Annotated in this window: 12 protein-coding genes and 1 pseudogene; 9 read left to right on the forward strand and 4 right to left on the reverse strand. The window is 64.8% G+C overall.

Annotated features, from left to right (window positions below):
* From Q0139_RS10365 to Q0139_RS10375, 3 genes and pseudogenes are all read right to left on the reverse strand, one after another.
* The coding region (locus Q0139_RS10365; RefSeq protein ID WP_298021220.1) for an ABC transporter ATP-binding protein at positions 1 to 997 on the reverse strand (997 nt) is incomplete at its 3' end.
* A 5-nt stretch (positions 998 to 1,002) separates the two neighbouring features.
* A complete protein-coding gene (gene ugpE, locus Q0139_RS10370; RefSeq protein ID WP_298021223.1) occupies positions 1,003 to 1,881 on the reverse strand; it encodes a sn-glycerol-3-phosphate ABC transporter permease UgpE in 879 nt (292 codons plus the stop codon).
* A 198-nt stretch (positions 1,882 to 2,079) separates the two neighbouring features.
* Positions 2,080 to 2,547: pseudogene (locus tag Q0139_RS10375) on the reverse strand (AAA family ATPase); the annotation flags it as partial.
* 281 nt (positions 2,548 to 2,828) lie between these two features.
* Here Q0139_RS10375 and Q0139_RS10380 point away from each other — a divergent pair.
* The 3 genes from Q0139_RS10380 to grxD are packed head-to-tail and all read left to right on the forward strand — an operon-like array spanning position 2,829 to position 3,739.
* Complete coding sequence (locus Q0139_RS10380) at positions 2,829 to 3,155, forward strand: DUF1476 domain-containing protein (RefSeq protein ID WP_298021226.1); 327 nt, start codon at positions 2,829 to 2,831, stop codon at positions 3,153 to 3,155.
* Positions 3,156 to 3,159: 4 nt separating this feature from the next.
* The gene (locus tag Q0139_RS10385; protein WP_298021229.1) at positions 3,160 to 3,393 is read left to right on the forward strand and encodes a BolA family protein; all 234 of its coding nucleotides are present in this window, start codon (positions 3,160 to 3,162) and stop codon (positions 3,391 to 3,393) included.
* 13 nt (positions 3,394 to 3,406) lie between these two features.
* The gene (gene grxD / locus Q0139_RS10390; RefSeq protein ID WP_298021232.1) at positions 3,407 to 3,739 is read left to right on the forward strand and encodes a Grx4 family monothiol glutaredoxin; all 333 of its coding nucleotides are present in this window, start codon (positions 3,407 to 3,409) and stop codon (positions 3,737 to 3,739) included.
* Positions 3,740 to 3,865: 126 nt separating this feature from the next.
* Here the strand turns inward: grxD and Q0139_RS10395 are convergent, their stop codons facing one another.
* Positions 3,866 to 4,261: a hypothetical protein gene (locus Q0139_RS10395; RefSeq protein ID WP_298021234.1), complete on the reverse strand. Its 396-nt coding sequence runs from the start codon at positions 4,259 to 4,261 to the stop codon at positions 3,866 to 3,868.
* A 206-nt stretch (positions 4,262 to 4,467) separates the two neighbouring features.
* On the opposite strand from Q0139_RS10395, the gene Q0139_RS10400 reads away from it, so the two are divergent.
* The 6 genes from Q0139_RS10400 to Q0139_RS10425 all read left to right on the forward strand — a co-directional run bounded on the left by Q0139_RS10400 (position 4,468) and on the right by Q0139_RS10425 (position 10,636).
* On the forward strand, positions 4,468 to 5,244 hold the full coding sequence (locus Q0139_RS10400; protein ID WP_298021237.1) for a helix-turn-helix transcriptional regulator: 777 nt from the start codon (positions 4,468 to 4,470) through the stop codon (positions 5,242 to 5,244).
* Positions 5,245 to 5,326: 82 nt separating this feature from the next.
* Entirely contained in the window at positions 5,327 to 6,355 is a 1,029-nt protein-coding gene (locus Q0139_RS10405; RefSeq protein WP_298021239.1) for a lysylphosphatidylglycerol synthase transmembrane domain-containing protein, read from the forward strand.
* A gap of 210 nt (positions 6,356 to 6,565) precedes the next feature.
* Entirely contained in the window at positions 6,566 to 6,934 is a 369-nt protein-coding gene (locus tag Q0139_RS10410) for a BlaI/MecI/CopY family transcriptional regulator (RefSeq protein WP_298021242.1), read from the forward strand.
* Positions 6,931 to 8,412 carry a M56 family metallopeptidase gene (locus Q0139_RS10415; RefSeq protein ID WP_298021245.1) on the forward strand — a complete coding sequence of 494 codons (1,482 nt, stop codon included), beginning with the start codon at positions 6,931 to 6,933 and terminating at the stop codon, positions 8,410 to 8,412. The genes Q0139_RS10410 and Q0139_RS10415 overlap by 4 nt, the downstream gene beginning before the upstream one ends.
* A gap of 182 nt (positions 8,413 to 8,594) precedes the next feature.
* Positions 8,595 to 9,467 carry an MBL fold metallo-hydrolase gene (locus Q0139_RS10420; protein ID WP_298021248.1) on the forward strand — a complete coding sequence of 291 codons (873 nt, stop codon included), beginning with the start codon at positions 8,595 to 8,597 and terminating at the stop codon, positions 9,465 to 9,467.
* Positions 9,464 to 10,636: a DUF4230 domain-containing protein gene (locus Q0139_RS10425; protein WP_298021251.1), complete on the forward strand. Its 1,173-nt coding sequence runs from the start codon at positions 9,464 to 9,466 to the stop codon at positions 10,634 to 10,636. Before Q0139_RS10420 ends, Q0139_RS10425 begins: the two co-directional genes overlap by 4 nt.
* Positions 10,637 to 10,705: the final 69 nt, after the last annotated feature.

Below are 10,705 nucleotides of genomic sequence, written 5' to 3' on the forward strand. Positions count from 1 at the left end.
CGAGCCGCAGGGTCTCGCCCGGTTTGGGACTGTCGGGACCGGTAGCGCTGGCAACAAGTTCGGTTCCGGTGCCCTTCGCGACGCCATGCACGTTGGCCGTGGCGCCGTGGCGTTCGACGACCTGCACCTTCAGCGGCAGGGGGCCGCTGGGTGTAGGCACAAGGTGCTCAGGGCGGATGCCTACGGACACCGGCCCGATGGCGGGGCGCTCGGGCGAGAGGACGTGGCCGGTCTCGAGCGTGACGCCCTCGCCGGTGGCGGTGCCGGGCAGGACGTTCATCGGCGGCGAACCGATGAAGCCCGCGACGAAGGTGGTGGCGGGGTTTTCGTAGATTTCGAGCGGCGGACCGGCCTGTTCGATCCGGCCTGCGTTCATGATGACCAGCTTGTCGGCGAGCGTCATCGCCTCGAGCTGGTCATGGGTGACGTAGATCGAGGTGGTGCCGAGGCGCTGTTGCAGGGCCCGGATTTCCACGCGCGTCTTCACCCGCAGCTTGGCGTCGAGGTTCGAGAGTGGTTCGTCGAAGAGAAAGGCGGTGGGGTCGCGGACGATGGCGCGGCCCATGGCGACGCGCTGGCGCTGGCCGCCGGACAGCTGGCGGGGCTTGCGGTCGAGGAAGTCCGACAGGCCGAGGGTTTTCGCCGCGTCGCGGACCGCCGCGTCGATCCGGTCTTTCGGCTCTCCCCTGTTGCGCAGGCCGTAGGCCATGTTGTCGTAGACGGTCATGTGCGGGTAGAGCGCGTAGTTCTGGAAGACCATGGAGATGTCGCGCTCGACCGGTTCGAGCTCGTTCACGCGGCGGCCGCCGATGCGGATCTCGCCGCCGGTGACGGTTTCGAGGCCGGCGACCATGCGCAGGAGGGTGGACTTGCCGCAGCCCGAGGGGCCGACCAGCACGCAAAGCTCGCCCGCCGCGATGGAGAGGGAGAGGTCGGGGATCACCTCGACCCCACCGGGATAGACCTTGCGGACGTGTTCGATGGCGATGTCTGACATTGTTCTTACTTCTCGGTTTCGACGAGGCCGCGGACGAAGAGGCGCTGCATGCCGATGATGACCATGACGGGCGGCAGCATGGCGAGGATGGCGGTGGCCATGATCAGGTTCCAGAGCGGTTGTTCCTCGCCCGCGTTGGCCATGCGCTGGATGCCCATGACGACGGTGTAATAGCTTTCATCCGTGGTCACGAGGAGCGGCCAGAGATACTGGTTCCAGCCGTAGATGAAGAGGATCACCGACAGGGCGGCGAGGTTGGTGCGGCTGAGCGGGATCAGGATGTCGCGGAAGAATTTCATCGGGCCGGCACCGTCGACGCGGGCGGCCTCGGTCAGCTCGTCGGGGACGGTCATGAAGAATTGCCGGAAGAGGAAGGTGGCGGTGGCCGAGGCGATCAGCGGGATCGACAGGCCCGCGTAGGAGTTGAGCATGCCCAGCGAGGCGACCACCTCGTAGGTCGGCAGGATGCGCACCTCCAGAGGCAGCAGCAGCGTGGTGAAAATCATCCAGAAGGCAAAAGTCGCAAACCGCAGTCGGAAATAGACGATGGCGTAGGCAGCCATCATGCCGATGATGATTTTGCCAATCGCGAAGCCGATGCCCAGGATGAAGGAGTTCATGAGCATTTTTGCGCCGGTGATTTCGCCGGTAAAGCCGCCTTGGGTGAACAGCGCCTTGTCGAAATTCTCGGCCATGTGCGGCCCGAGCGAGAGGTGAAGCCCGTCGCGGTAGATATCGACATCGCTCACGCTGGTGGACAGGAAGACCGCAAACACCGGCATGATCATCAGAAGCGAACCCGCGATCAGAACCGCATGGTCGATCACGGCCGACCACCGGATCGGTCGTCCGGGTCGCGCAACCGCCGTGTCTGTGTCCGTCATAACAGCCATTTTGACACCTTAAGTGTAGTGAATCCGGCGATCGATCAGCCGGAACTGGAACACGGTGAGAAGAAGTACCAACACCATCAGTATGACGGATTGTGCAGACGATCCGCCCAAATCGTTGCCGCGGAAGCCATCGACATAGACCTTGTAGACGAGCGTCATCGGGTTGTTGCCCGGCTCTCCCTTCACGAGCGTGTCGATGGTGCCGAACGTGTCGAGCAACGCGCGATGGCCCTTTGGATTCAGCAGCCCGCGATCGTCGTGCTGGCCGTGGATTTCGACGAGCATCCCGCCGATCTCGCGCAGCAGCGTCGCCGACACGGGCTGGTCGTTGACGCTCGCCCGGCTGCCGCCATCGGCCTTGACGATCCGCCGCACGATGAGCGGTTCGCCCGGTTCGGCATCGAGCCCGCTTTCGTCGAGGAGGCGCGCGACGGCATGGCTCGGCGGCAGATCGAAGGTCGCGGAAACGACGGCGCGTTCGGCGCCCTGCCGCACCAGTCCGCTATCGGCGCGCATGCCGAGCGCGAGGCCCAGCGCATCGAGCAGGATCGACTTGCCCGCCCCGGTCTCCCCGGTCAGCGCGCCCAGCCCCGCGTCGAATTGCAGGTCGAGCGCCTCGATCAAAACGACATCGCGAATGGACAGGCCGGTCAGCATGTCCCGCATGTAGCCGATTTGAAGCGCGTGTGTAGAGCCGTGAACCTTCTCCCAAGGGGAGAAGGATACGAAGACTTACGAGCGCAGCGAGTTAGGCGGAGTTGGATGAGGGGCGGCGCGCTATCGGCAGGTGCGATCCCCTCACCCAACTCGTTCTAGGCTCGTTCCTCGCCAAGAACTCGATATCCCTCTCCCGACGGGAGAGGGTTTACCCGTTGCACCGCCCTCCCCGCGCCCCTATTTCGAAGGGCACACGCTTTTCAGCCGCAAGGGACCATTGCATGTCGAACTTCAAGGACCGGGAAAAATCCTTCGAAAACAAATTCGCCCATGACCAGGAAATGCAGTTTCGCGTCACCGCGCGGCGCAACCGGTTGCTCGGCGAATGGGCGGCGGGGCTGATGGGGCTGACGGCGGAGGAGACCGACGCCTATGCCAAGGCGGTAGTCCAGGCCGATTTCGAAGAGGCGGGCGACGAGGACGTCATCCGCAAGGTCCTTGGCGACCTGACCGCCGCCGATATCGATGTCGATGAAGCGAAGATTCGCGAAATGCTCGACGAGAAGACGGTCGAGGCGCGGCGGCAGTTCATCGAGGCGACGGAGTAGCCGGATGCCGATGGCGGCGGAAGAAATCGAGGCGATGATCCGGGCCGAGATGCCCGATGCCGAGGTCGAGATCACCGATCTTGCCGGCGACGGCGATCACTATGCCGCCAAGGTCGTCTCGGAAAAATTCCGCGGCATGCCACGCGTGAAGCAGCATCAGGCCGTCTATGCGGCGCTGAAGGGCAAGATGGGCGGCACGCTCCATGCCCTGCAACTGACGACGGCCGCACCCGAATAGGAGTTTTTAAGCTATGGCAGACGCACAGACACGGATCGACGAGACGGTGAAGGGCAACGATGTCGTCCTTTTCATGAAGGGCTCGCCGCTCTTCCCGCAATGCGGCTTTTCGAGCCGGGCGGTCGCGATCCTCGAACATTGCGGCGTCGCATTCGAAAGCGTCGACGTGTTGCAGGATCAGGAGGTTCGCCAGGGCATCAAGGAATATTCCGACTGGCCGACCATCCCGCAGCTCTACGTCAAAGGCGAATTCGTCGGCGGATCGGACATCATGATGGAAATGTACGAGGCCGGTGAGCTCAAGCAGCTGCTCGAAGACAAGGGCGTCGCGCGGGCCGAGGGCTAGGCGCCGCAGTCCCCCTCCCGCTTGCAGGAGGGGTTAGGGGTGGGTCTGTCCGCTCCAAATGCTCTCGCCTTCGGCGTTCGCGCCCACCCCCGGCCCCTCCCGCAAGCGGGAGGGGAGAAACGGCCCTCAAGCCGTCACGGCCCGCCGACCCAGCATCCGCGCACCGGCCATCTGGATTAGGGCTGCGCCGAACACGACTGCTGCAAGTCCCAGAATAGCGGTAATTCCGAGCGCCGTCAGATCCGCAAGCTCGATTTCGAACACCGCGATGCTGGCGACGACCCAGCCGATGTTGATCGCGGCGACTTCCCAGACCGCAAAGGTCGGCGGAACGGCTCGCGTCCCCGCATAGGCGAGGATGGCCGCAACCGCCGCGCAGATCCACCCGCCCCAGAACAGATAGGCCTCGGGCAGGCCGAACAGCGCGGCGAGCTGCGAGCCCGCCAGCAGGAAAGCCGCAGCGAGCAACGCGGTCGATGCGGCATCGAGCAGCAGGAACAGTTTCAGGAATTTGACGGTCATGGCGTCCTCCATCGTTTGAAGAGGACGCCATCATCCCTCGAAGGCCGACCGGCGTCGATTACCTCGGAGGTAATGGATTTGCATCGCGATCCCCCTAAAACCGTTTGGGCTGAGCCTGTCGAAGCCCTGCCCTTCTTCTTTTCGCGTTGCAGAAGAAGGCAGTCCTTCGGCGAGCTCGGGACAAACGGTCAATGGAGAGATGCATCATGGCCACCCTGCCCGTCGGCGAACAGATCCGCGAATGGCGCCAGCGCCGCCGCCTGAGCCAGATGGACCTGGCGCTCGATGCCGAGATTTCGCCGCGCCATCTGAGCTTTATCGAGACCGGCAAGTCGACGCCGAGCACGATGACGATCGACCGGCTCGCCGAGCGGCTGGACCTGCCCTTTCGCGCCAAGAATGGGTTGCTGCGCGCCGCCGGTTTCGCGCCGCACCATGGCGAGCGGCCGCTCGACGATCCGGCGATGGAACGCGCGCTGGCGGCGATCCAGCACATCCTGAAAGGTCATGAGCCCTATCCCGCGCTGGCGGTGGACCGGCACTGGAATATCGTCGCCGCCAACGATTCGATTGCCTTCTTTACCGAACAGATCGGCAGCGCGTTGCTCGCCCCGCCGATGAACGCCCTGAAGCTGGCGCTGCACCCCGAGGGGCTGGCGCCGCAGATCGTCAATCTCGGCCAGTGGCACGCCCATATCCTCGACCAGCTCGACCGGGAGATTGCCGCGAGCGCCGATGCCGGGCTGATCGCGCTGCGCGAGGAAATCGCCGACTATCCGCACGGGCCGGACGATGAGACGCATTCCGCCGATCCCGAACAGATCTGGGTGCCGCTCGTGCTCGATACCGTCGTCGGGCGGCTGTCCTTCATCTCGACGATCACGGTGTTCGGAACGGCACACGACATCACCCTGTCCGAACTTGCGCTCGAGGCTTTTTATCCGGCCGACAGGGAAACGGCGGACATCCTGCATAATCGCTGACCCCGCCGCCGCCTCGCGCAATATCCTTTCGGGGCCGGGCGCGATGGGCTAGGTCATCGCGATGGACGCGAAGGCGGATCGAATGGCGGGTGAGAACAAGGGCTTGAGCCGCCGTGCCATCCGGCTCGCGCTCTGGCTGCTGCCGCTCGCCGCGCTCGTCAATATCGGCATCTTCCTCTGGTCGATGGACGGCGCGCCGGTCGCTTCGATCGCCCAGCGCCCCTGGCTGCTACTCGTCGCGGCGGGACTGTCGGTCGTGCCGTGGTTCACCAACGTCCTGCGCCTCGTCATCTGGTGCCGCTTTCTCGGCGTGCCGATGCCGCTGCGGTCCAATGTCCGGATCACTCTCGGCACGGTCATCGCCAATTCGATCACGCCGACGGCCACCGGCGGAACGGTGATCAAATGGGGGTTTCTCGTCGGCGAAGGCGTGCCGAAGGAAAAGGCGAGCACGCTGATCACGACGCAGATCGCAGAGGACTCAATCGTCATGCTCGGCATCCTCGCCATCGCGCTGTTCGTCGCCTTCGGATTCGAACTTCCCTCGACGATCCGGCGAACGATCTGGTCGAACGAGGCCATCGTGTCGACGCAGAACGCCATGCTGGTAATGGTCTTCCTGATATTGTTCGTGACGCTCCTGATCCTGTTCGCCCGGCGCGGGCTGTTCGGCAAACGGATCGGCGGCTGGACGCAGCGGGCCGTCACGGCGACCCGGAACCATCTCGCCAAGGTACGCAGCGACTGGGGCGGCATCCTGCGCCACGGCAAGTCGGTCGTGCTGGCAAGCATGGCGCTTGGCGTCGTCCAGTGGGGCGCGCGCTACTCGGTCGCGACGCTGGTCATCGGGTTCGCAGGCGGCGTGATGCTGCCCCTGCTCTACTGGGCGCTCAACTGGCTGACCTTCACCTTTTCGACGCTGGTCCCGACTCCGGGCGGCATCGGCGGTACCGAAGCCGCGTTCCTGCTGCTGTTCGCACCGTTCGTCGCGCCGGACATATTGGCGCCGGTGATGGCGATCTGGCGGCTCGTCATGTTCTACGTGCCGGTCGCGATTGCTGCGGTGATTTTTTTAGGGCTGCGGGGACGGGTCGGCGCGAGACCAGAATAGCGGCCGACCCGTCCCACGCGGGGGGTATGGAACGCCTGAACAGATGCACTGGGCATGCCAGTTTTTGCTTTATTACACGAAATCAATACCTTGCATGGTTAATGAAATTTTCCGTGGGAGGAAGCTGTCAAGAATTCCGACAGGAGCGGCGATTTTCATTGTTTACATCTGTAATCGATACGACTACACCCGTGGTCGAAGGATGCCGCAATGACCAAACCGATCACCGAAGCCGAACTTTCCGTCATGGAAGCGCTGTGGGCCGAATCGCCGCTCACCGCCAGCGCGGTCACCGATCGCGTGGCCGATGAACGCGGCTGGAGCCCGCAGACGGTGAAGACCTTGCTCTCGCGGCTCGTCGAAAAAGGTGCGGTGTCGCACGAAAAGGACGGGCGGCGTTTCCTCTATGCTCCCATCATCGCGCGCGGAGACTATGCGGCGGGCGAATCGCGGCGCCTCGTCGACCGGCTGTTCGGGGGCAAGGTGACGCCGCTGGTGGCGCATCTCGCCGAGGCGGACAGCCTGAGCGACGAGGATGTCGCGGAGATCGAGAAGCTGATCAGGGAGCTGAAATCGTGACCGACTGGATGATCGATACGCTTTGGGCGACCACACTGCTGATGGCGCTGGTGCTCTTGCTTCGAACGCCGGTGGCGAAGCTGTTCGGCGCGCGTGTCGCCTATGCGCTCTGGCTCATCCCGGCGGCACGGCTGTTCATGCCGACGCTGACCGAAACGATCGAGATTGCGGCGCCCGCACCGATGCCGGTCGAAACCATGCCGGTGTCGGCGATGGCCGCCACGCCCGCCCCGATCCCGGTCGAGAGCGGCCCCGACTGGTTCATGATGGCGATGACATTGTGGATCGGCGGCGCCGTGCTGTTCCTGATCTGGCGCACCGCCGCCTATATTCAGGAGCGCGAGGACCTGCTCACCGATGCCAGGGACGTCGGCGATGTCGGCGGTATCCGGCTGATCGAGGCGCCGCTGGCGCAGGGGCCGATCGCGATGGGGCTGATCCAGCGCTACATCGCCGTGCCGAGCGACTTCTTCCGCCATTATAGCGAGCGCGAGCGCGATCTGGCGCTGGCGCACGAACTTTCGCACCATCGATCGGGCGATCTGGCGGTCAATATCCTCGCCTTCGCGATGCTCAGCCTGCACTGGTTCAACCCGGTGGCGTGGCTCGCCTGGCGCGCCTTCCGCTTCGACCAGGAAGCGGCCTGCGATGCGCGCGTGCTCGCGGCGCGGAGCGAGGAAGAGAAGCATATTTACGGGAAGACCGTCGCAAAGGCGGCTTCGGGGCGCGCGCTGCTGTTCGCGAGCGCGCTCAACAATCGCGACCAACTCAAGAAAAGGCTCAGGATGATGAAAGAAGACCAAGGTTCAGGAAAACGCCGGTGGACCGGCATGCTGGGGATCGGCGGCGCCATCGCGATCGCGCTGCCGCTGACGGCGACGGTAAGCTACGCCGTTGTGCAGGCACCGACGCCGCCACAGGCGCCCCAAGCGCCCGCTGCACCGGACGCCCCGGATGCGCCGCTCGCGCCGACGGCAATCGCCTATCAGACTGGCGACGAAGCGGGGGAATATGAATATGTCGTCGAAGGCGATGACGGCGAGCGCCATACGGTGCGCGTGTCGCGCGACGGCAATGGCCGGATGACCGATTTCGATCGCCAAGAGCTGCGCCGCAGCCTCGCCGAAATCCCCTCGCGCGAAGAACTGATGGCGATGATTCCGAGCCGCGAGGAACTCCGCGCGATGGTGCCGGATGACGCGGAAATCCGCGCGATGATCCCCGACATCCAGATCGGCGATGGTTGCGACGGCAGCGGCGAGCCGGTCGTCGACCGCAGCCGCCGCGGCGCCAATGGCCACGAAACGGTCAACATCCAGATCTGCCGCGAAGCGATTGCCGATCTGGCCATGAACGGCGCGCTGATGGGCATGCGCGAGGCCCGCACGGCCATCGCGGGCGATCCCGACCTGACCGCCGAAGAACGGGCCGAGGCGTTGACGGAGCTTGATCGCGCCATCGCCCGGATGTCGCGGTAGGACCCAATTCCTCCCCGGTACGGGGAGGTGGCAGCCTGAAAGGCTGACGGAGGGGGCTATCCTTCAAGCGCGGCGCTTGTGCCACGCCCCCTCCACCGGCTTCGCCGGTCCCCCTCCCCGTGCCGGGGAGGAATTCCCATCCCCCCTTCCCCGCACGGCGCCGAATTGCCACATAGGGGCCGATGACCGAAGAAACGCCCCCGCCGCCGACCGGCCAGTCGATCGAACTGCATCCGCTGATCCGTCGCGTTCTCGCGCCAAACCCCTCGCCCTTCACCTATACCGGCACCCAGACCTATATCGTCGGCACAGGCGAGGTCGCGGTGATCGATCCCGGCCCCGCCGAGCAGACTCATCTCGACGCGATCCTCGGCGCGACCGAGGGGGAGACGATCCGCTATATCGTCTGCACCCACACCCATCGCGACCACAGCCCGGCGGCCGCGCCGCTGAAGGACGCGACCGGCGCGGAAATCGCCGGCTGCGCCGCACTGGTTCTCGAAGACAGCGGCCCGCGCGCCGACAGCGCCTTCGATGAGAGCTACACGCCCGACCGTGTGCTCAAAGACGGCGAAACGCTGAACGGCGACGGATGGACGCTCGAGACCGTCGCGACGCCCGGCCACACATCGAACCACCTCTGCTACGCGCTGCCCGAGGCGGGCGCGCTCTTCACCGGCGATCATATCATGGGCTGGTCGACCACCGTCGTCGCCCCGCCCGATGGCGACATGGCCGCCTATATGGCGAGCCTCGAAAAGCTGCTCGAGCGCGATTTCGACGCCTATTATCCGGCCCATGGCGAACCCGTCGACCGGCCCAAGCGTTATACACGCGGCTTGATCGGCCATCGCAAGCAGCGCGAGGGACAGATCCTGCGCGCGATCGACGAGGAGGTTCGCGTCATTCCGGATATGGTGGCGAAGATGTACAAGGGGATCGATCCCCGCCTTCACGGCGCGGCCGGCCGCTCCGTGCTCTCGCACCTGATCGACCTCGAACGCCGCGGCATCGTCAGCCGCGACGGCGAACGCTGGGAACGCATCGCGGCATGAGCGACGACCCGCCACGCATCGATATCGATCCCGACGAGACGCCCTCCTTCGAACAGCAGGGCGGCCATGGCGGCAATTTCGGACAGGGTCCGCAGGTCATCACGATCCGGCAGAGCGCGGCCAAATGGTGGGCCGGCGGTTGCCTGATCGGCTTTCTCGCCCTGCTCGCCGTCATGGTCGTCGGTGTCGGTAGCATCGGCCGCGCGATCTTCGGTGGCGGTCCCGATCCCGAAACCATCGCTTCGGCGAGCCTCGAAGGCCTGCGCGAGCAGAATGTCCTCGTGCCCTTCTCCGCCCGCTTTGTCGCCGTGGTGACCTCGACCCAGCGGCGCTACGGGCTGTCGGCGCGCAAGACGCTCATCATGCCGGGAACGGTGCGCTACGAGATCGATCTCGGCCAGCTGACCGATGACGATGTGTCCTGGGACGAAGCGTCGAACACGCTGACCGTGACGCTGCCCGACATCACCATCTCGAACCCCGAAATCGATATCGATCAGGTGCGCGAATATGGCGAAGGCGGCATCCTGATGGCGCTGACCGATGCCGAAGAGGTGCTCGACGAGGCCAACCGCGCCGAAGCCCAGCGATCATTGCGGCGACAGGCGCAGTCGAGCGCGACGATGCGGCTGGCGCGCGATGCGGCGCGGCGGGCGGTCGAATACGCCACCGATCTCGGCGTGGACCTCATTGGGAGCAACCCGACGGCGGACAACATGGCGGGCGGTCTTTCCTCCATCGAGGAAAAAAGCCTGGGCGCCATCAAAAAGGCCGGGAACGGCCCCATCGCCGAGGTGATCGGCGTCGGAGAGAGACCCACAAAAAAAGGAACGATTTTCGCGGATGCACCCTGCGGCGGGGTGGAGAACATCACCTCGCTCGCCGCGAGCGGAGCACAAGCCATCATCTTCAGCACCGGGATCGGGAATCCAATCGGCCACCCGATTTCCCCAACCATCAAAGTAACGGGAAATCCTCGGACCGCCTCTCTCATGCCCGAAAACATCGACGTGAATCTGTGCGACGTAATCGAGGAAGGCCTCGGCTACGACAAAGCCGCCGACCGTCTTTACGGGGAGTTGCTCGATGTCCTGAGCGGCAAGCTGACCACCTCCGAGCTCCTCGGCGAAACCGAGATCACCGTCAGCCGCGCCGCGCTGAGTCTCTAGGCGGCGCTCCGGCCTGTGCTCAAATAGACATGACCGATCGCTCAGATACCCCGCCATCGCGGATCGACC

Origin of the sequence: uncultured Parasphingopyxis sp. (assembly GCF_937129435.1) — a bacterium.
Taxonomy (GTDB): domain Bacteria; phylum Pseudomonadota; class Alphaproteobacteria; order Sphingomonadales; family Sphingomonadaceae; genus Parasphingopyxis.

Coding starts and splice junctions, on each gene's coding strand:
- Q0139_RS10420 (WP_298021248.1), top strand. CDS start 8,595: ATGACCGAAGAAACGCCCCCGCCGCCGACCGGCCAGTCGATCGAACTG.
- Q0139_RS10410 (WP_298021242.1), top strand. CDS start 6,566: ATGACCAAACCGATCACCGAAGCCGAACTTTCCGTCATGGAAGCGCTG.
- Q0139_RS10400 (WP_298021237.1), top strand. CDS start 4,468: ATGGCCACCCTGCCCGTCGGCGAACAGATCCGCGAATGGCGCCAGCGC.
- Q0139_RS10385 (WP_298021229.1), top strand. CDS start 3,160: ATGCCGATGGCGGCGGAAGAAATCGAGGCGATGATCCGGGCCGAGATG.
- grxD (WP_298021232.1), top strand. CDS start 3,407: ATGGCAGACGCACAGACACGGATCGACGAGACGGTGAAGGGCAACGAT.
- ugpE (WP_298021223.1), bottom strand. CDS start 1,881: ATGACGGACACAGACACGGCGGTTGCGCGACCCGGACGACCGATCCGG.
- Q0139_RS10380 (WP_298021226.1), top strand. CDS start 2,829: ATGTCGAACTTCAAGGACCGGGAAAAATCCTTCGAAAACAAATTCGCC.
- Q0139_RS10395 (WP_298021234.1), bottom strand. CDS start 4,261: ATGACCGTCAAATTCCTGAAACTGTTCCTGCTGCTCGATGCCGCATCG.
- Q0139_RS10425 (WP_298021251.1), top strand. CDS start 9,464: ATGAGCGACGACCCGCCACGCATCGATATCGATCCCGACGAGACGCCC.
- Q0139_RS10405 (WP_298021239.1), top strand. CDS start 5,327: ATGGCGGGTGAGAACAAGGGCTTGAGCCGCCGTGCCATCCGGCTCGCG.